The organism is Candidatus Viadribacter manganicus (assembly GCF_001679665.1).
Lineage (GTDB): Bacteria > Pseudomonadota > Alphaproteobacteria > Caulobacterales > Aquidulcibacteraceae > Vitreimonas > Vitreimonas manganica.
Window position 1 is genome coordinate 71,294 of sequence record NZ_CP013244.1, and the last position, 18,023, is coordinate 89,316.

The following is an 18,023-nucleotide window of genomic DNA, read 5'->3' on the forward strand; positions in this document are numbered from 1 at the left end:
TACCGGCGACACGATTGTATCGACCCAGCCTTTCGTAAGAAATGGCGAGCCGGGTATCGCTGGCCCATTGCAGCCGAAGCCGTTCAGGCGCGCGCTCGTGCCTTTTCATACTGTGATTGGAGGATGACAGTGGTCCGCTCGATCTTTTCAGCGGGGAGATTCTCGGAGAAGGCACCGGCGACTTCCACGAGTGCGTCCCAAATCGCCTTTGTATCGGAGCGACCTCCAAGGCTGACCAATACGCCATAGTTCTGACTCGCTGTCCGTTGGGCAAGATCGCCAACAGTCGCTATCGGTCCGAACGCGAGCGGGTCGAGCCGGGTAAGGACGAAGCCCGCAGCGGTTAATCCCACAACGAGAGCGAGGACCAGCCAGCCGGTGATCTTCGCAATCCACAAAATTGGCACGCCAAAGATCGCAGCCGCGATCAGCAACCCACCGAATCCGCTGATATTCGTTTGTGAGAGCGGCGGGAGGCGAAGTTCACAGTGGCGTTGTGCTTGCGCCCACAGCAATTTGGGCGATCTACCCCAAATAGCGCTCAGAGATGTATCCGGGCGAATATCGACTTCCCCGAGAACCATCTTCAAGGCACGGCGAACTCGATAGAACGCCATTGAAGTCCTGCACTTCTCTCCGCCGGTGTCTTCCAATTTGGACGCCACGATGTCGTGTAAATCTCCCATCGTGCTGGCGGTGGCGGCGTCTTGATCCGGAATCTTGATATTGAAGGCGCGCTCAATCGCTATCAGGAGTTCGACGGAATCCAGGTCATCGTCGAGGCCGAGAGTGTTGGGCGCAACCATGCTGATACTCTACCCTGCATTGGTACAGTGTCGAGCAGACCCGGCTGACTCGCGAAGGGCAAGTTCCGGCGAATTTCTGCCGTTCCCGTCTGTCGAGCGACCGTCCGCAAAGCAGCGCTTATCAGTCCTTCCGCTTCCTTATCGGCACAACCTTGCTCGAAGCAGGCGGTGAGCTGCAGTAAGTTGCCCATTGGGCCATGAGCTCGCGGCGGCGATCGAACAAGTCGCTGCGCCGGTAGGCGGCTTCCACCTTATCGGCGTTGACGTGCGCGAGCGCCGCTTCGGCGACTTCACGTGGATAGCGAGTGCGCTCGGCGCACCAATCGCGGAACGTCGAACGGAAGCCGTGCGTAACAACATCCGTGCGCTTCATGCGCCGAAGCACCTGAAGCATCGACATGTTTGAGAGTGGGCGTCCCGGCTTGGCGCCTTCGAACACATACTCTCGCGCCTTGCCTTTTGATGGCTTCAGCGATCGCAGCAACTTTACTGCGTCGGCTGACAACGGAACGCGATGCGCGCGGCCCGCCTTCATGCGTTCGTCGGGTATCGTCCAGACACGCTTGTCCAGATCAATCTCGTCCCAGCGCGCCTCCAGCGTTTCGCTCGAGCGGGTGGCGGTGAGGATGCAGAATTCAAGCGCCCGTGCCGCGAGCCCCTCAGCTTCGCGCAATGTCGCCATGAACGTTGGCAACTCGTCATAGGGAAGGGCGGGGTGGTGCTGTACGCGCTGCACCTTCGAACGCTTCGGAAGCAGCTTGTCCAAGTGCCCGCGCCAGCGCGCTGGGTTCGATCCAGAACGAAGGCCGCGCACCGACGCCCAATCCAGCACCGCCTCGATACGTCCGCGAAGGCGGCTCGCTGTTTCCGTCCTCTCGGCCCAGAGCGGCTCCAGCACCAGCATGACCATGCCTTGGTCGACGTCCGACACCGCCACATCGCCAAAGGCAGGAAAGCAGTATTGCGCCAAAGTGTTCGTCCATTGCTGGCGGTGCTTGGCGTTCTTCCATGACGTCTCGTGTGCTTCGATGTAGCGCTCGGCGCAGTCTCGAAAGCTCATGGCGCGAGCGGCTTCAGCAGCCTTCTGGGCGCGCTCGGTTTGGCGGGCGGTCAATGGATCGATTCCAACGCGTGCCTGCTCACGCAGCGCGTAGGCGCGTTTGCGGGCGGCTTCCAGACTCACGTCATGCGTGCCGCCTAGTCCGATCTCGCGCACTGGTCCGCCATCCACCTTGCCGCGCCAGATCCAGTTCTTTCGCAGCTCGCCCGACCTCGCGTTGGCGGTGATTTTGAGCCGCAGACCCTTACCATCGATCAAAACGCCGGGGGCCTTGGCGGCCCTCACTTGTCGGTCTGTCAGCGGCACCGTTGTTTCCCCTTCAGTTTCCCCCTTCTAGCAGCGGCTTGGGGCGAAAGTAAACGAAGGGCCACAAAGGACCTTTAGGAGCTTAAACCGCAATGATTAGCGGCCAAACGGCGGACCGCGGACCTTCATAAGCGTTCAAGGGTAAACGCGCCAAAGGCGGACACTCCCTCCGCCACTTCAGTGTGGTGAACACCGATTATTGGTGAAACTGAAATAAGGATAAATCCTTACGCGGCCTAAAGTCGGGCTGACGTATAAAGCGCCATCGCAAGAATTGCGTTGGGGTCTTTGATGCTTCGCCGTACGCCGCGCGCGCTGATCGTTTCCTGCTTTGGTTTGATGGCCTTCGCGGCGCTAGCGCACGCTGAACGCGCACCGATTACGTTTGCGGGGCAGGGCGCCGCTGCACCGGCGCCCGTCACTGAGACTGCGGCCCTAAACACGAGCGGCCTCTCCGGTGGCGGCGACAATTCCTACGGATACGGCGCCTCGCCTCGTCGGCGTGAAGGCGCATTGATTGATCTTCGCCGCTCCGACGTGCGCCGTAGCGAGCCGGTCGTATTTCAAGCGCCAGTGGTGGCGGAAGCGGATGAGGACGCCGAGGAAGGCCCCGTCAGCCTAACGCCAGCACCGCAGGTTTTGGCGCAGGCGACAACGCCGCAAGCGCAATCAGAAAGTGCGCCTTCGAACGAGCAGGGGCGCCAACCCTGGCTCGAACAAGAACGCGTTGGCCCGCCTTACGAGGCGAACGGCCGTTGGTACGTTCCGACGCCTGAGCCCGGCTATCAGCAAACCGGTACGGCTTCATGGTACGGTGCTCAGTTTCAAGGCCAGCGCACCGTGAGCGGGGAGACCTTCGATCAGGACGGCCTGACGGCCGCACACCCCACATTGCCGATCCCGAGTCTCGTACAGGTCACCAATCTTGAGAATGGCCGCGAAGTCATCGTGCGCGTCAACGATCGTGGACCGTTCAGTGGCGAGCGCTTGATCGACGTGTCGCGCGGCGCCGCAAACGCTCTCGGTTTCGAACAAGCAGGCCACGCGCGTGTTCACGTTCGTTACCTTGGCCCTGCTCCGCGCCGTGTTAACGCCGATGGCACGCCCGCCCCTCAATCTGTGCACGTCCCCGCTTTCGCACCGACGCAGCGGCCTGAGGAGGGGCCAAGCTCCCTCCTCCCAAATCGCCCGTCTCAAACGGCTGAACTGGCCGGTGCGCCTTCCCAAGAGCGCCCGGTTTACCAGGCGCCTGCAGCTGGCGGGTATTTCGTCCAAGTTGGCGCCTACTCTGACCCCGTGAACGCTCAGCGCGTTCGGGACGCTGTGAGCCCAGCGGGGCCGGTGGTTGTGGAAACACGAACCAGCGCTTCCGGCGCGGAATTGTTCCGGGTCCGACTTGGCCCGTGGCCGAGCCGGGAAGAGGCGGACGCCGCACGCCGCACGCTTAGCGGACTGGGTTACGCCGATAGCATCGTCGCATCGCGCTAAATGCTGGTTTGTTGACGTGAAAGCGCCGCGCCGCTCTGCTTGAATGGGCCCGCGCAAGACGCGCTTACGATTCGGCGGATGGAATGAGCTTGCAGCGCAAAGTCGGCGCGTTTGCCTTGGCGGCACTTCTAGTGATGGCGCTCGCGCCGGATGCGGACGCGCAGCGCCGCCGCGCGCGGCGCACTCCTGCGCCACCGCCACCGCCCGCCGTCGCTCAGCACGTTACGATCATGGATGGGGCGTCGGGCGCGCTTCTTTTCTGTGACGACTGCGAGACGCCTGTGCCGCCCGCGTCGATGTCGAAGTTGATGACAGTGCTCATCGCTCTAGAGCGCATCGAAGCTGGGCAGCTCACGCTCGATACCCAATTTACGATGACGGATGAGCTGTGGAGCCGCTACCGCGGTGGCGCGGCCGGCTCGACCATGTTCATCCCCGCGCGCGCTAGTGTTTCGGTGCGTGATTTGCTGCAGGGCATCATCGTGGTGTCCGCCAACGACGCCTGCGCACTTTTGGCGACGGGTATCGCAGGGTCCGAGGAAGCGTACGTCGAGTTGATGAACCGCCGCGCACATGAACTCGGTCTGCGGTCGGCAAGCTTCCGGAATGTTGCGGGTCTTGATGACCCAGAGCACCGTATCAGCACGGTGGATCTCGCGCGCCTCGCGCGCCATATCATCGTGAATTACCCGGAATTCTATCGCACTTATTCTCAGCGTGAGTTCCGCTACAACAACATCACCCAGCAGAACCGCAATCCTTTACTCGGCTCTTATCCCGGCGCCGATGGCGTAAAGACCGGGCACACGGACGATTCCGGCTACGGCTTAGTCGGCTCGGCCGTGCTGAATGGCCAACGGCGCATCATCGTGTTCAATGGCCTGCCGACGATGGCCGCTCGAAACACCGAAGCGCAGCGCCTGATGCGCGCCGCGTTCAACGATTACGCGATCTCGCAGGTCGCCGCGGCGGGCGCCGAGGTTGGCCAAGCCAATGTCCGCCTCGGTTCGCGCCGCACGGTGCCCCTGGTGGCCCAACAGGACATCATCATTGGCGGCCCGCGCGGCGTACAAGAGGGGCTCACCGCGCACATTGTTTATGACGGGCCGCTACGGCCCCCGATCACTGAGGGCCAAGTCGTTGCGCGCCTCGTCATCGAAGGCCCCAACTTCCAAACGCAAGAATTCCCACTGGCGGCAGGGCGCAAGATTGGCCGCGCGAATTGGTTCTCGCGTGCCTTCGAAGGCTTGCGCTTAAGCCTGTTCGGCTCTTGATAAGGGCCATGAAGGCCGAAAAGCCCGTCCCTGAACTCGACAAGGAACCCAACGCTCCGCATCCGCGTCAGACGTTCTCGTTCGTTGGACACGATGCGGAAGAGGCCGCTTTCGCGGAGGCGCTTCGTGGCGGGCGCATGCACCACGCTTGGTTGTTGGCGGGTCCCAAAGGTTTGGGCAAGGCGACGCTGGCGTATCGAGTTGCGCGCGCTGCGCTTGGCGCAAGACGGATCGGCCCGCGCCCGCTGGATGTCGATCCTGAAGATCCCATCGCGCGCCGCGTGATGGCTCTGTCGCATCCGGACTTGTTCGTTCTACGCCGCGGGCTCAACGATCGCGGCAAGCCGCGCCGGGAGATCGCCGTCGATGAAGCGCGCGAACTTGGACACTTCTTTGCGCTCGCGCCCTCTGAAGGCGGCATGCGTGTCGCGATTGTCGATGCTGTCGATGATCTCAATCGCAACGCCGCCAACGCGATCCTTAAGACGCTTGAGGAGCCGCCTGCGCGTTCGATCTTGATGCTCGTGTGTCACGCGCCTGGCGCGATCCTGCCGACGATCCGCTCACGCTGCCGTCGCTTGGCGTTGCGGACGCTGAGCGACGCGGACGTGAAGCAAGCCAGCGGCGCTGATGCGGGCATCGTCGCGCTAGCCAAGGGTCGTCCGGGCCGCGCGATCGCGCTCAAGGCGCAAGGCGTCGATACAGCCGGCGCTGATCCAAAACGGGCGCATTCAGAGATCGCGCGCGGCGCCTCGGCTGCATTGCTCGGCGATCTCTACGACAAGATGAGCGGCGAGCCGTTTGAAAAGCTTGCTGGCGTGCTCGAACTCGCGGGCGAATGGACGCGCGCGGCGGGCGTCGAGCAGGGCGGCGAACAATGGGCCGAAGCTTGGTCCGCGCTTGAAACGCTTCGTGGCGAGGCCGAGGGCCTCGATATGGACCCGCGCCATGCGCTAGCGCGCGCTGCCGGCGTTCTGGATCGCGCTGGAGCCTCGCGCCGGTGATGCTTCTGATCGACAGCCACGTGAACCTGCATCACCATAGCTTCGACGAAGATCGCGAAGCGGTGATTGCACGCGCACGAGAAGTTGGCGTCGGGCGGATGATCACGATCTGCGATAAGATCGAAAACTTCGACCAAGTCATCGCCATCGCCGAGAGCCACGACGACATCTACGCAAGCGTCGGAGCCCACCCGCACTATGCGAAGGATCATCTGGATCTCACAGCGGAGCGTTTGATCGAACTCGGCAGCCACAAGAGGGTGGTTGGAGTAGGGGAAACTGGTCTCGACCAGCACTACAAACACAGTCCGTTTGAAGACCAGGTGAATGTCTTTCGTACGCACGCGAAGGCGGCGCACGCACTCGACAAGACGCTGATCATCCACACGCGCGAGGCCGACTCTGCAATGGCTCAGCTCTTGGAGGAAGAAGCGGGGAAGGGCCCTCTTCGCATTCTGATGCACTGCTACACGAGCGGCGCGGAGCTGGCGCGCCGCGCTTTGGCGCTAGGCGCCTACATTTCGTTCTCGGGGATCATGACGTTCAAAAACGCCAACGATGTGCGCGCCATCGCCAGCGAGACGCCGCTCGATCGGATCATTGTCGAAACTGACTGCCCCTATCTGACCCCTATTCCTTACCGTGGCCAACGCTGCGAGCCGATGCACGTCGCGCAAGTGCAGAGCGCGTTCGCGAAGTTGAGGGGACTTGAGGAAGAGGAGGCGAGCACCCTTCTCGCTGACAACTTCCACCGCCTGTTCCCCACGATCCCGCGTGTGGCGTCATGAGCGGCACGTTGCGCGTCACCGTTCTAGGCTGCGGCTCATCCGGCGGGGTACCGCGCGCCACGGGCGATTGGGGCGTCTGTGATCCAAACGAGCCGAAGAACCGGCGCACGCGCTGTGGGATCATGCTTCAAAAGTGGAACGGGCAGGCGACCAGCGCATCTGAGGCGACCACGGTGCTGATCGACACGCCGCCAGAACTCCGCCAGCAGCTTGCGGACGCGGCGCCGTCGCATCTCGATGCCGTGCTCATAAGCCACGATCATGCCGACCAGATTCACGGCTTCGACGACATACGCGCGTTCTTCATCAAGCAGCGTTCGCAGATCCCGACGTTCATCGACGCAAAGACGCGCCTAAGCTTTATGCAGCGCTTCGGCTACGCCTTCATGAGCGAGGGCGGCTATCCAGCGATTGCCCGCGATGCTGGCCATATGACGCCGCTGATCCCAGTCGAGATCGACGGGCCAGGCGGCAAGCTCGAAGTGCTGCCGCTGGATCAGGATCACGGTTTCTCACGCTCACTCGGCTTTCGCATCGGGCCGATCGCGTACTCGAATGATCTTGTAGACATGCCCGAGGCCACCCTTGCTCAACTTGGCGGCCTCCAACTGTGGATCGTCGACGCGCTGCGAGACACGCCACACCCGACGCATGCTCACGTCGCTAAGGCGCTTGAATGGATCTTGGAGCTCAAACCGCAACGCGCCGTCCTCACAAACATGCACATCGATCTCGATTATCAGGCTCTGAAGGCGAGGCTGCCTTTAGGCGTCGAACCCGCCTACGATGGCTGGGCGGGCGAATATCCAGTCTGAGTCGAATAGCGCTTCCCATAATCTATCTTATGCGAGATATGCATGCCGGGCCAAGCAATTGAAAACACACAGAAAATGAGCGCAAAAGCGCTCGCCCGCAATGCCGCCGCCACCCAGGCCGTGCTCGATGTGATGGCTCAACTGCGTGATCCGAAGGGCGGCTGCCCATGGGATATCGAGCAGAACTTTGCGACCATCGCGCCGTACACGATCGAGGAAGCCTACGAGGTCGCCGACGCGATCGAACGCAACGACATGCCGGCGCTCAAAGAAGAGCTGGGCGACCTCCTCTTCCAAGTCGCGTTCCATGCGCGCATGGCCGAGGAGCAAAGCGCGTTCGATTTCGCTGACGTTGCTCAAGCGCTCGCCAACAAGATGATCGAGCGCCATCCGCACGTGTTCAGTGAAACTGGCGATGGCCGTAGCGCTGAGCAGCAGACGGTCGCGTGGGAAACGCTGAAGGCCGAGAAGCGCGCCGCCAAGGGTGCGCCGTCGCTGTTGGACGATGTGGCGATGGCCCTGCCCGCGCTCATGCGGGCTGAGAAGCTCACGAAGCGCGCTGCGCGCATCAATTTCGATTGGCCAGCGCCTGAGCCCGTCTTGGAGAAGCTCGAAGAGGAATTGGCGGAGCTGGAGGAAGCGCGAGCCTCAGGCAATCAAGAACACATCGCTGAAGAGATGGGCGACATCCTGTTCGTGATGGCGAACCTTGCGCGCAAGCTGAAGGTCGATCCCGAGGAAGCGTTGCGGCGCGCGAATGCGAAGTTCACGCGCCGCTTCCAGTACATTGAGACCAAGCTCGCCGAAGCTGGCCGCACCGGGCCACAGCCGCTGGACGACATGGAAGCACTGTGGGTTGAGGCTAAGGCGGCTGAGAAGCGTTAGGAGCGCTCCATGCGGCTCTCATTCATTCTGCTGCTTGGGCTTGTGGTCGGATGTGCTTCGCCCGCCGCAGCCGACGGCCCTACAGCACCTGGTGGTGTCGGCGGTGAACTGCCGTGTCTGTCAGGCGCATTCGGCGCTGAAGCGAGCCGCGACTCGCTTGTAGCCGCCTACGGCGCTGCCAACGTCACGAGCGAGCAGCTTTGGGGATGAAGGCGGCGAGTTTATCAGCACCACCGTATTCGCCGGCGATCAGCGCCTTTCGGTCCGTTGGAAGAACGACAGCACGCTCTCGCGGCCAGACAGCGTGAGCGTCTCTGGCGCCAGCAGCGCCTGGACAGGCCCCAGCAGCCTCGCGCTCGCCATGACGCTCGAAGACCTCGAGCGCCTCAACGGCCGTCCGTTCGAGATCCTGGGTTTCGGCTGGGACTATGGCGGCCAGATCTGGGATATGCGCGGCGGCGCGATCAATCGAGACACCGCCGGCGGTTGTCGCTTGTTCGTGTTCTTTCGCACTGCCGTGGAGCACAGCGACCCCTTGATCGGCGATCGCGCCATCATGTCGAACGACCCTGACGTGCGCGCGATACGCCCGAGTGTGCATCTCATCACCTATCGCTATCCCTAATGGCTAGCGCGCGCCGCAGAAGCGGAAGAAGTCCTCGATCGCTTGGCGCTCAGCTAGCGTCTCGGCGCGCATGAACTGGTTGTCGTCCCACACCCACATCTTGCCCGACGCACGGAACGCTTGCAGCGCCGCGTTATCCGCCGGCACTTTGGCGACGGCGTAGATGCGGTCATCCACCGTGGAGATGCGTACCGAACGCGAGCCGCGATCGCACTCCATCGACACGCCAACAGCGTCCGTCTCGGGCACGGCGAACGCCAGCCCGCCACGCTCGGCGCGGCTGCCAGCCATCCACTCGAAGCCAGACGAATCTCCCGCGTCGCGCTCCGGTGCGGTCGCTGCCGTGCTCGTGGGTGGCGCCGGCGCAGGATTGCTGCAGCCAGTCACGAGCGCCAAGAACGAGCCAACAACTGTGCTGTAAGCCGCATGACGCGCTCCTAGCGCTTTGGCGATCCAAACGGCACGACCTTGTTCTCAATATCGTGGCCGATGTCGCAGCGGCCGAGATACGCGATGCCGGCTTTGGCGCACCAATAGCGCGTCATTTCTTCTGCAGTGGCGCCGAAGGGCTTGTCATTCTCTGGGACCTCAGAGATGCGGCCGAGCTTAATCCCCTTCACGCTCCGGACGTTTGCGGAGGCGGTGATTTGGAAGAGGGCGCGGTCTAGCCGGTAAAGGTACTCGCCCACATCTTCGAGCATCAGCACGTGGCCGCTCAAATCCGGTTCAAGCGATGTACCGAGTATCGATTGGAAGACGGTGAGGTTGAACGCTGCGCATTTGGCGTCGAACATCACGCCGAGTTCAACGCTCTCGGGCGCGCGATCGATGAGCCAGTTGAGCGCCCGCTTCACGGCCCCCTCTCCGCCGGCGCGCGTCATGTCGACGGGAATAGGGCCGTGCGCCACGTTCTCGTAGCCGCGCGCGTATAGGCCGCCGAGGATGGCGCCATTGTCGCTGTAGCCGAGATAGGTCTTAAGCCGTGATGCGCCGTTCAGTTGCGAGAGCGCCGCCTCCGCGATCCTGCACGCGCCGTAGCCGCCGCGCGCGAACCAGATCGCGTTAAACGATGGGTCGTTGGCGAACTCGATCAGCGCACCCGCTCGCGCGCCATCGTCACCAGCGAAGTGACCGGCGCTCTCAAAACATTGCGGGTGGAAAATGATCTCCGGCGCATGATCGAGAAAGCTGTCTGTTGCGAAGGCTTTAACGCGCTCGGCCAATGCCGGGTCGATGCGTGTGCCGGGCGCTACAACGCCAATGCGGAGCGATGGGGCCATGATGCTGCGTTCGCGTCCTTGCCGATGAGCGGCGTTTCTCGTCATAACCGGGGCAAATGAGTCAGGCCAAATCCTATTTCTTCAGCGGTGTCGGCGGGTCCGGAATGTTGCCGTTGGCGCTCATCCTCCGCGGTAAGGGCGTGGACGTCGCCGGTTCGGATCGTTCTCTCGATCAGGGACGTTTGGGCGCAAAGTTTGAGTATCTAAAGGCGCAGGGCATCGCCCTCTTCCCGCAGGATGGATCCGGTATCACAAGCGCCGATCAGATCCTGGTGCGTTCAGCAGCGGTTGAGGACACGGTGGGCGATGTCGTCGCCGCAAAGCGCGTCGGCGCGGAAGATCTGAAGCGGCCACAGCTGCTTGCGGAATTGTTCAACGCGGCGCGCTTGCGCATCGGTGTTGCGGGCACCAGCGGCAAGAGCACCACAACGGGCATGATCGCTTGGCTGTTGCACCGCGCTGGACGCGATCCCACGGTGATGAACGGGGCCGTGATGAAGAACTTCGTCACGCCGGACGCGTTGTTCGCGAGCGCGCTTGTTGGCAAGGGCGACGCTTTTGTGTCCGAGGTAGACGAAAGCGACGGCTCGATCGCGCGCTATGAGCCGACGATCGCGGTCGTCAACAATATCGCGCTCGATCACAAAAGCATGGACGAGCTGCGCGCCCTATTTAGCGGTTTCGTCAATAAGGCCGAAGTCGCCGTGCTTAATCTCGACAATGAAGAGACGGCGGCGCTGGTTCTGGCCACTAAGGTTCGCACCCGCACCTACTCGCTCCGCTCAGGCCTCGCGGACCTGCACTGCTCGGCCATACGCCTTGCGCCGGACGGCGTTTCTTTCGATGTATTGGAGAAAGACACGCGCGCCACAGCGACTGTCGATCTTGCCGTGCCAGGCGAACATAATGTCTCTAATGCACTGGCGGCGCTCTCAGCGGCACGCGCTTGCGGACTATCGCTTCAAGAAGCGGCTATTGCGCTTAAAGGTTTCTCAGGCACCAAACGCCGTCTGGAAGTGGTTGGCAAAGCCTACGACGTCACGGTCATCGACGACTTTGGTCATAATCCCGATAAGATCACCGCGACGCTCAATACCCTGCATGCCTTTCCGGGCCGCTTGCTGATCATGTTCCAGCCGCATGGCTTTGGACCGCTGCGGCTCATGAAAAACGAGTTCATCGATTGCTTTGCGCGCAACATGGCAGATGACGATGTGCTGATCATGCCCGATCCAGTTTACTTTGGTGGCACTGTCGATCGCGCAGTCACGAGCCAACACATCGTGGCCGGCGTTCGTTCGCGTGGCTTGCAGGCCATGGCGTTCGCGGAACGCGGCGCTTGTGGCGATAAGCTCATTGAACTGGCCGAGCCGCATGATCGGATCGTGGTGATGGGTGCGCGCGACGATACGCTCTCGGTGTTCGCCGCTGAACTCGTGGACCGGCTCTCGCGGAAGTAGGGCGCGCTCCCCTACTCCGCCGCTGGCCGGAGATCTTCGGGCAGGGGTTCGATTGGCGCAAAACGGGCCGCTTCTTGGACCAACAATTCTGCGCGCAGTGTGAGATTGCCGTCGTCGTCAGTGCTCTCGTCGATAATCTTGCCGGCTGAGGCAATCTGTGCGCGCACGCGGCCGGCATCATCAGGCGCCAAGGTGAGGGTGATAACGCGCGTTGCCGAAAAGGCCGCACGATCAATCGCCGTGAGCAGGGCGTCCACGCCCTCCCCCGTCTCCGCCGACAACGCAACAGGGGGCAGGGCGCCCTGCCCCTGTCCCGCCGCCTCCGCGCGGCGAAGGCGACCTAGGCGTGTCTCTTCGTCGAGCAAATCTATCTTATTCCAAGCTTCAAGCACTGGCGGCGATTTTCCATCTGCATCCTTTGCCAGCTGCGCGAGCACGGCCAACACGTCGGCTTTTTGATCTTCGCTCTGCGGATGAGCAATGTCGCGAACATGGACCAGCAAATCCGCCTCTGTCACCGCTTCAAGCGTCGCGCGGAAGCTTTCAACAAGCTCGTGAGGCAGATCGGAGATGAAGCCGACCGTATCGCTCATGATCACTGCACGGCCGCTAGGCAGCTGCACCTTGCGGGCCGTGGGATCGAGCGTTGCAAAGAGCATGTCTTTGGCAAGAACGCCAGCCTGCGTGAGGCGATTGAAGAGCGTGGATTTGCCGGCGTTCGTATAGCCCACCAGCACCACCGCGGGCAGGCCAGCGCGCGAACGAGCACGACGCTGCAAGCCTCTTGTGCGGCGCACGTCTTCAAGCTCTCGCTTTAGTTTGATGATGCGATCAGCAATGATGCGCCGATCGAGTTCAATCTGCGTTTCGCCGGGACCGCCAGTTTTGCCAAGGCCACCGCGTTGGCGCTCCAAGTGTGTCCACGTTCGGACCAGGCGGGATCGTTCGTAGCCTTGGCGCGCAAGCTCGACCTGGAGTTTGCCTTCTTTGGTCCGCGCGCGCAGGCCGAAGATTTCAAGGATCAGCCCCGTGCGGTCGATAACCTTGGAGCCGGTATCGGTTTCGAGATTGCGCTGCTGCACCGGCGACAGCGCGGCGTCGATGACGATCACGCCCGCCCCGAGTTCTTCCGACCGGTCCTTGAGGCGTTCGACGCGTCCAGAGCCAAAGTATGAGCGTGGATTGATCTGGCGCAGCGGTGCAGCTTCCGCGCCCGCAACTTCGAGGCCAAGCGCCTGCGCCAGTCCAACGGCTTCCAGCAAACGCGCCTCACCGTCGCGCACGCTCTCTTCCGCGCTCGCGAGCGGGCGCAGCACGATGGCCTTATTCAGATCTTTGTGCGGCGTATCAGCCGTCGGCTTCATCTAGAGCCTTGTCGTTTTCGAAGAGCTGCACCGGTGCGCCTGGCATGATCGTCGAGATCGCGTGCTTATACACCAGCTGCACCTGGCCTTCGCGGCGCAGCAGCACACAGAAGTTGTCAAACCAAGTGACGACGCCTTGCAGTTTCACACCATTCACGAGGAAGATTGTGAGAGGAGTCTTGGCCTTACGGACGGCGTTGAGAAACGTGTCCTGGAGATTTTGTTTCTTATCCATGGTGTTAGCCCCCATGTTGGTTGAGTTTTATGGCGCCCCGACGATCGCAAGGCTGCAGCGTTGGTATAGGGTGCATCGCGCCGCTTTCCAACCGAAAGGGCCTACAATCGCCTCAGGCGCCCAAATAAGCGGCTCGCAACGCTTCCGTGACAGGCCCAGGTTTGCCATCGCCAATGCGGACGCCGTCAATCTCGACCACGGCGGTCGCCGCGTTTGACGCCGCCGTGATGAAGGCTTCACGCGCCTCTTTGGCTTCGGCGAGCGTGAACGGTCGCTCCTCGATCTTCATCTGCCGTTCCTGCGCTAACCTCAGGATCGCGCCGCGCGTGACGCCGTGAAGGATGTCCTTTGAAAGCGCGCGCGTGCGTAGCACGCCGCTGGCGTCCACGATCCAGGCGTTGGAGGAGGCGCCTTCAGTCACGTGTCCGCCTCCGTCCACGAACCAAGCTTCGAAAGCCCCCTGCTCTTTGGCTCCCTGTCTGGCAAGCACGTTGGGGAGGAGGTTGACTGTCTTGATGTCACGGCGCGCCCAGCGTGTTTCGGCCGTGCTGGTGACTTTGATGCCAGCGGATGCACGCGCAGCAATCGCGCGTTGATCCAAATTCTTTGCCGTCACGATCAGGGTTGGCGGCGTACGGGGCGGGGGAAAGACATGATCCCGATTGGCTGCACCGCGACTAACTTGAACGTAGACGATGCCGTCATGGACGCGATTTCGGCGGATGGTTTCGCGTATCACAGCCATTAGGGATGCCTCGCCCATGGGCGGCGTGATGCGCAGTTCGGCGAGCGAGCGCTGCAACCTTGCCATGTGCTCGTCAACGTCGAACAGCCGGCCACCGCGAATGGCCCAGACTTCGTAGATGGAGTCCGCAAACTGGAAGCCGCGATCCATGATCGAGACGCCCGCGCCGCGCAACGGCACGTAAGCGCCATTGACGTAGGCGACGCGGCTCATTCGGCTTCAGCGCCATTCCGTCCTGGTGGATCAACACCCAAGGACTTCAGCTTCCTGTGCAGCGCTGAACGCTCCATGCCGATAAAGGCGGCCGTGCGCGAGATATTGCCACCGAAGCGCGTGATTTGGACGTTGAGATATTCGCGTTCAAAGCGTTCGCGAGCATCGCGTAGTGAAAGACCGATCACTTGCTGCAAGCCGTCGTGTTTGGAGAAACCGGCTTGCGGCCAAGCTTCGGCAGGCAGCGAATCCACCGTAACCGGCGTCGAGGGATCTCCGCTGGCCAGAATGAGAATGCGTTCAATGACGTTGCGGAGTTGGCGCACATTGCCGGGCCACTCGGCCGCTTGGAGTGTGGCGAGCGCGTCTTCGCCAATCTGCCGCGCAGGTACGCCAGACATGCCCGCGAGGCGGCCAACGAAATAACCCGCGAGTTCAGGAATATCCTCACGGCGTTCCGCTAAGCTTGGCGCCCGAAGCGGCACGACGTTCAGGCGATGGTAGAGATCTTCGCGGAAACGGCCTTCCATGATGTCGCCGCTGAGCTCGCGCGAGGTCGACGATACGACGCGCACGTTCACTTGCACGTCGTTCGCGCCGTTGAGACGCTTGAATCGCTGCTCCACCAGAACGCGCAAAATTTTGGACTGTGTTTCAGGCGGCATATCACCGACTTCGTCGAGAAAGAGCGTGCCCATGTGAGCCTGCTCGAACACGCCAATTTTCTTTGGCCGTCCGTCGGCCCCTTCTTCGCCGAAGATTTCACTTTCCATCCGTTCGGGTGCAATCGATGCAGCGTTGATAGCGACGAAAGCGCCGCCTACGCGGGGGCTACGTTCGTGCAACAGCCGCGCGACCAGTTCTTTGCCGGCGCCTGCGGGGCCGGTGATCAGGACGCGGGAGTTGGTCTGCGCCACGCGATCAATCGATGCCCGCAGCGCCGCCATAACGGCAGAAGAGCCGATGAGGTTATCGCTCGCCGCTGAGCGAATTTTGAGTTCACTGTTCTCGCGCTTCAGCCGCGTTGTTTCGAGCGCGCGTGATACGACGTGCAGCAAGCGGTCTGCCGTGAACGGCTTCTCGACGAAGTCGTATGCGCCTTTGCGGATCGCCGCGACGGCGGTCTCAATCGTTCCGTGACCAGAAATGACCACCACAGGCATGTCCGGATCGATGTCCTTGAAGTTCGCGAGGAGATCGAGGCCGTCCATGCGGCTGCCCTGCAGCCAAATGTCGAGAACGATCAAGGATGGCTTGCGCTTTGCGAAAGCGTTGAGGGCTTCGTCGCTGTCGCGCGCGGTCCGTACTTGGTGACCGTCGTCTTCGAGAATGCCGGAGATGAGATCACGGATGTCCGCCTCATCGTCGACTACGAGAATATCTTGCGTCATTGGGGGGCTCCTGCGCCGTGTTCTGCAGCGTTGTCGATCGCGTCTTCGCCGCGTTTTGGGAGAACGAAGCGGACAACAGCGCCAGGCCCCCCGCCGGGCGCATCGTCCAACTCGATTAATCCCCCATGGTCTTCAATAATGCGGGCGACGATCGCAAGGCCGAGGCCGGCGCCCTTCGTTCGTGTTGTCACGTAAGGTTCGATCAAGCGGTGACGATCCTTCTCTGGAAAGCCTAAGCCGTTGTCGATGACTTCGAATTGGACGCCGAAGTCCAGGTCGCGCAGGCGCAGGGTCACGAAGCCATCCTTCGGTTCGCCGTCACGCTCGCGGCGTGCTTGCACACTCTCGCTGGCGTTCTTGATGAGATTGAGGAGCGACTGACCGATCAAGCGCTCATCACTGACCAAAGCAATCGGCTGATCTGCGCCTTCAACTTCGATGCGAATGTCTGGGAACACCAGACGTTGCGCGAAGACTGTTGAACGGGCGACGTCGCTGATATCGGCGTAAGCCATGCGCGGCGTCGGCATCCGCGCGAAGGATGAGAATTCGTCGACCATGCGACCGATATCGGCGACCTGCCGCAAAATGGTGTCGGTGCATTTGGCGAAGGTGTCTGGGTCGGATGTGATTTCCGCGCTGTATTTCTTACGCAAACGCTCCGCAGAGAGCTGAATAGGGGTCAGCGGATTCTTGATCTCATGCGCGATGCGGCGTGCGACATCCTTCCAAGCTTCCTGGCGCTGCGCCGAAATGAGTTTGGTCATGTCATCGAAGGTAAGCACGAGGCCGCCGTCGGCTTCAGGGCTCATGCGTACGCTTAGGTTCACGGACCCGCCTTCTCGCATCAAATCGACGCGCTGCGGCGGCGCCTCGCCGGCGCGCGGTGGCTGATTGAGCAACTCCGTGAACTCCGGCGTGAGATCGATGAGACGTCGTCCGATGATGTTGGTGTTTTCCAGACCGAGCAGTTGAACCGCTGACCGGTTGGCTGCGCTTACCCGTCCGTTGTGGTCCAGGCCCATAACGCCCGCGCTCACGCCCGCGAGCACGGCTTCAATAAAGGATCGACGGTTCTCAGAATCTTCTTGCGCGGTGACGACGTCCCGCCGCTGCGCCTCGAGTTGGGCGGTCATGCGGTTGAATGCAGATGCGAGTGCATCAACTTCGTCGCGCTCTTCACCGACCGAGACGCGCGCCGAGAGATCACCGGACGCAACGCGCCGCGCCGCGCCTACGAGGCGGCCAATCGGCTCTGCGACGCGGGATGCACTTGTGAGGCCAACCCATCCTGCTCCGAGCAGCAACAGCACGGCTGTCGCGAGATACGCCATTCCAAAGAGGCTACGCAGCGAGTTCTGCTGCAAACGCGCCGAGCGATATTCGCTCACGGACTCATCGAACTGACGCAGTTGCGCGACGATGCCGGGCTCCAAATTCTTAGACACAAGGACGTACGCGTCGTTGTAGGCTGACAAACGATAGAGCGCACGGAGCCGGTCGTTTTCTTGATCGAACCGCACCGACATTTGCCCCTGGTTCGCTGTTGCGAAAGCTTCCGCTGACGGCGCGCGGTAAGGCACTGCGGTCTCAACCAGGGAGCCGCCGGCAATCACACTGCCGCTGCTGTCGATGACGTAGACGGACGACAGCTCGCGCCGTTCGCCCTGCAACTGAAGAAATGCGGCGTAGCGCGAGGGGTCGCTCGTCAGGCCGGCGCGTGCGTTGTTGAGGTCTTCGGCCATGGCCTGCACCTCACCACCCAGTCCGCCGGAGGCGAGTTCGACATAAGCGCGGCCAACGTCAGCGGCGTTCTCGATTGTGCTTTCCACGCGCTCGCTGAACCAGCGCTCAACGCCCTGCGTGAAGGTGAAACCAAGAAACGCAGCGACAATGATGGCTGGCGCGAGAGCAGCGAGGCTGAAGAGCGTGACGAAGCGCAGGTGCAGCCGTGCGCCTGTCGCAGCAGCACGCCACGCACGCGCTACGCGCAAGATGCGATGGATGAGTATTCCCGCGAGCGCCGCCGAAATCACAAGGCTAAGGATCAGCAGCATTTGGATGACGCCGCTGTCGTCGCCAGCCAGGCCATCGCCCATAAGCAGCAAAATCGTCGCTACAGCAGTCAGCGCACCAGCGACGGCGAGCCCAACCAAGAAGGTAAGCGCGCTGCGGCTCTGCGGCTGATCTGAGAGCACGGCGGCCTCGGCCGGCTCATCTACAGTGATTTCTGCCATGGCCGGGGGTCACCATGTTGCGGAATAGCAACATGGTGTTGAACCAA

The 18,023-nt window shown here is 61.9% G+C and carries 18 protein-coding genes; 9 read left to right on the forward strand and 9 right to left on the reverse strand.

Features of this window, described 5'->3' with window-relative positions; all coding sequences use genetic code 11:
- Window positions 1–83: 83 nt before the first annotated feature.
- Together ATE48_RS00385 and ATE48_RS00390 are read right to left on the reverse strand one after the other, a co-directional pair.
- Window positions 84–806 carry an acyl carrier protein gene (locus tag ATE48_RS00385; protein WP_066766614.1) on the reverse strand — a complete coding sequence of 241 codons (723 nt, stop codon included), beginning with the start codon at window positions 804–806 and terminating at the stop codon, window positions 84–86.
- A 121-nt stretch (window positions 807–927) separates the two neighbouring features.
- On the reverse strand, window positions 928–2,172 hold the full coding sequence (locus tag ATE48_RS00390) for a tyrosine-type recombinase/integrase (protein ID WP_066766616.1): 1,245 nt from the start codon (window positions 2,170–2,172) through the stop codon (window positions 928–930).
- Window positions 2,173–2,463: 291 nt separating this feature from the next.
- Here ATE48_RS00390 and ATE48_RS00395 point away from each other — a divergent pair, with 291 nt between their 5' ends.
- The 8 genes from ATE48_RS00395 to ATE48_RS00430 all read left to right on the forward strand — a co-directional run bounded on the left by ATE48_RS00395 (window position 2,464) and on the right by ATE48_RS00430 (window position 9,051).
- Window positions 2,464–3,660 (forward strand): septal ring lytic transglycosylase RlpA family protein, encoded by a 1,197-nt coding sequence (locus ATE48_RS00395; protein ID WP_066766624.1) that lies wholly within the window; start codon window positions 2,464–2,466, stop codon window positions 3,658–3,660.
- An 83-nt stretch (window positions 3,661–3,743) separates the two neighbouring features.
- A complete protein-coding gene (locus tag ATE48_RS00400) occupies window positions 3,744–4,934 on the forward strand; it encodes a D-alanyl-D-alanine carboxypeptidase family protein (protein WP_066766627.1) in 1,191 nt (396 codons plus the stop codon).
- An 8-nt stretch (window positions 4,935–4,942) separates the two neighbouring features.
- Complete coding sequence (locus ATE48_RS00405) at window positions 4,943–5,938, forward strand: DNA polymerase III subunit delta' (RefSeq protein WP_066766629.1); 996 nt, start codon at window positions 4,943–4,945, stop codon at window positions 5,936–5,938.
- Window positions 5,938–6,726 carry a TatD family hydrolase gene (locus ATE48_RS00410; RefSeq protein ID WP_066766631.1) on the forward strand — a complete coding sequence of 263 codons (789 nt, stop codon included), beginning with the start codon at window positions 5,938–5,940 and terminating at the stop codon, window positions 6,724–6,726. Before ATE48_RS00405 ends, ATE48_RS00410 begins: the two co-directional genes overlap by 1 nt.
- Window positions 6,723–7,541, forward strand: a complete 819-nt coding sequence (locus ATE48_RS00415; RefSeq protein WP_066766633.1) for an MBL fold metallo-hydrolase — start codon at window positions 6,723–6,725, stop codon at window positions 7,539–7,541. Before ATE48_RS00410 ends, ATE48_RS00415 begins: the two co-directional genes overlap by 4 nt.
- 75 nt (window positions 7,542–7,616) lie before the next feature.
- The gene (mazG, locus tag ATE48_RS00420; protein ID WP_066774447.1) at window positions 7,617–8,426 is read left to right on the forward strand and encodes a nucleoside triphosphate pyrophosphohydrolase; all 810 of its coding nucleotides are present in this window, start codon (window positions 7,617–7,619) and stop codon (window positions 8,424–8,426) included.
- A gap of 9 nt (window positions 8,427–8,435) precedes the next feature.
- Entirely contained in the window at window positions 8,436–8,636 is a 201-nt protein-coding gene (locus ATE48_RS00425) for a hypothetical protein (RefSeq protein WP_066766635.1), read from the forward strand.
- Window positions 8,637–8,730: 94 nt separating this feature from the next.
- Window positions 8,731–9,051, forward strand: a complete 321-nt coding sequence (locus ATE48_RS00430) for a hypothetical protein (protein ID WP_156767533.1) — start codon at window positions 8,731–8,733, stop codon at window positions 9,049–9,051.
- Window positions 9,052–9,054: 3 nt separating this feature from the next.
- On the opposite strand, the gene ATE48_RS00435 is transcribed toward ATE48_RS00430, so the two are convergent.
- Window positions 9,055–9,342 (reverse strand): hypothetical protein, encoded by a 288-nt coding sequence (locus tag ATE48_RS00435; protein WP_156767534.1) that lies wholly within the window; start codon window positions 9,340–9,342, stop codon window positions 9,055–9,057.
- 146 nt (window positions 9,343–9,488) lie between these two features.
- Entirely contained in the window at window positions 9,489–10,331 is an 843-nt protein-coding gene (locus ATE48_RS00440) for an LD-carboxypeptidase (protein ID WP_066766643.1), read from the reverse strand.
- Window positions 10,332–10,387: 56 nt separating this feature from the next.
- Here ATE48_RS00440 and ATE48_RS00445 point away from each other — a divergent pair, with 56 nt between their 5' ends.
- Window positions 10,388–11,791, forward strand: a complete 1,404-nt coding sequence (locus ATE48_RS00445) for a UDP-N-acetylmuramate--L-alanine ligase (RefSeq protein WP_066766646.1) — start codon at window positions 10,388–10,390, stop codon at window positions 11,789–11,791.
- Between the two features lie 11 nt (window positions 11,792–11,802).
- On the opposite strand, the gene hflX is transcribed toward ATE48_RS00445, so the two are convergent.
- From hflX to ATE48_RS00470, 5 genes are all read right to left on the reverse strand, one after another.
- Window positions 11,803–13,155, reverse strand: a complete 1,353-nt coding sequence (gene hflX / locus ATE48_RS00450) for a GTPase HflX (protein ID WP_066766648.1) — start codon at window positions 13,153–13,155, stop codon at window positions 11,803–11,805.
- The gene (gene hfq, locus ATE48_RS00455) at window positions 13,139–13,390 is read right to left on the reverse strand and encodes an RNA chaperone Hfq (RefSeq protein ID WP_156767535.1); all 252 of its coding nucleotides are present in this window, start codon (window positions 13,388–13,390) and stop codon (window positions 13,139–13,141) included. The genes hflX and hfq overlap by 17 nt, the downstream gene beginning before the upstream one ends.
- Before the next feature lie 112 nt (window positions 13,391–13,502).
- The gene (locus tag ATE48_RS00460; protein ID WP_066766651.1) at window positions 13,503–14,348 is read right to left on the reverse strand and encodes a D-amino-acid transaminase; all 846 of its coding nucleotides are present in this window, start codon (window positions 14,346–14,348) and stop codon (window positions 13,503–13,505) included.
- Window positions 14,345–15,739, reverse strand: a complete 1,395-nt coding sequence (ntrX, locus tag ATE48_RS00465) for a nitrogen assimilation response regulator NtrX (protein WP_066766654.1) — start codon at window positions 15,737–15,739, stop codon at window positions 14,345–14,347. The genes ATE48_RS00460 and ntrX overlap by 4 nt, the downstream gene beginning before the upstream one ends.
- Entirely contained in the window at window positions 15,736–17,976 is a 2,241-nt protein-coding gene (locus ATE48_RS00470; RefSeq protein WP_083197086.1) for a sensor histidine kinase NtrY-like, read from the reverse strand. Before ATE48_RS00470 ends, ntrX begins: the two co-directional genes overlap by 4 nt.
- Between the last annotated feature and the right edge of the window lie 47 nt (window positions 17,977–18,023).

Excerpts from the sequence above, each read along its gene's own strand:
- ATE48_RS00385 (WP_066766614.1), bottom strand. The coding sequence starts at position 806 with ATGGTTGCGCCCAACACTCTCGGCCTCGACGATGACCTGGATTCCGTC.
- ATE48_RS00395 (WP_066766624.1), top strand. The coding sequence starts at position 2,464 with ATGCTTCGCCGTACGCCGCGCGCGCTGATCGTTTCCTGCTTTGGTTTG.
- ATE48_RS00400 (WP_066766627.1), top strand. The coding sequence starts at position 3,744 with ATGAGCTTGCAGCGCAAAGTCGGCGCGTTTGCCTTGGCGGCACTTCTA.
- ATE48_RS00405 (WP_066766629.1), top strand. The coding sequence starts at position 4,943 with ATGAAGGCCGAAAAGCCCGTCCCTGAACTCGACAAGGAACCCAACGCT.
- ATE48_RS00410 (WP_066766631.1), top strand. The coding sequence starts at position 5,938 with ATGCTTCTGATCGACAGCCACGTGAACCTGCATCACCATAGCTTCGAC.
- ATE48_RS00415 (WP_066766633.1), top strand. The coding sequence starts at position 6,723 with ATGAGCGGCACGTTGCGCGTCACCGTTCTAGGCTGCGGCTCATCCGGC.
- mazG (WP_066774447.1), top strand. The coding sequence starts at position 7,617 with ATGAGCGCAAAAGCGCTCGCCCGCAATGCCGCCGCCACCCAGGCCGTG.
- ATE48_RS00425 (WP_066766635.1), top strand. The coding sequence starts at position 8,436 with ATGCGGCTCTCATTCATTCTGCTGCTTGGGCTTGTGGTCGGATGTGCT.
- ATE48_RS00435 (WP_156767534.1), bottom strand. The coding sequence starts at position 9,342 with ATGGCTGGCAGCCGCGCCGAGCGTGGCGGGCTGGCGTTCGCCGTGCCC.
- ATE48_RS00440 (WP_066766643.1), bottom strand. The coding sequence starts at position 10,331 with ATGGCCCCATCGCTCCGCATTGGCGTTGTAGCGCCCGGCACACGCATC.
- ATE48_RS00445 (WP_066766646.1), top strand. The coding sequence starts at position 10,388 with ATGAGTCAGGCCAAATCCTATTTCTTCAGCGGTGTCGGCGGGTCCGGA.
- hflX (WP_066766648.1), bottom strand. The coding sequence starts at position 13,155 with ATGAAGCCGACGGCTGATACGCCGCACAAAGATCTGAATAAGGCCATC.
- hfq (WP_156767535.1), bottom strand. The coding sequence starts at position 13,390 with ATGGATAAGAAACAAAATCTCCAGGACACGTTTCTCAACGCCGTCCGT.
- ATE48_RS00460 (WP_066766651.1), bottom strand. The coding sequence starts at position 14,348 with ATGAGCCGCGTCGCCTACGTCAATGGCGCTTACGTGCCGTTGCGCGGC.
- ntrX (WP_066766654.1), bottom strand. The coding sequence starts at position 15,739 with ATGACGCAAGATATTCTCGTAGTCGACGATGAGGCGGACATCCGTGAT.
- ATE48_RS00470 (WP_083197086.1), bottom strand. The coding sequence starts at position 17,976 with ATGGCAGAAATCACTGTAGATGAGCCGGCCGAGGCCGCCGTGCTCTCA.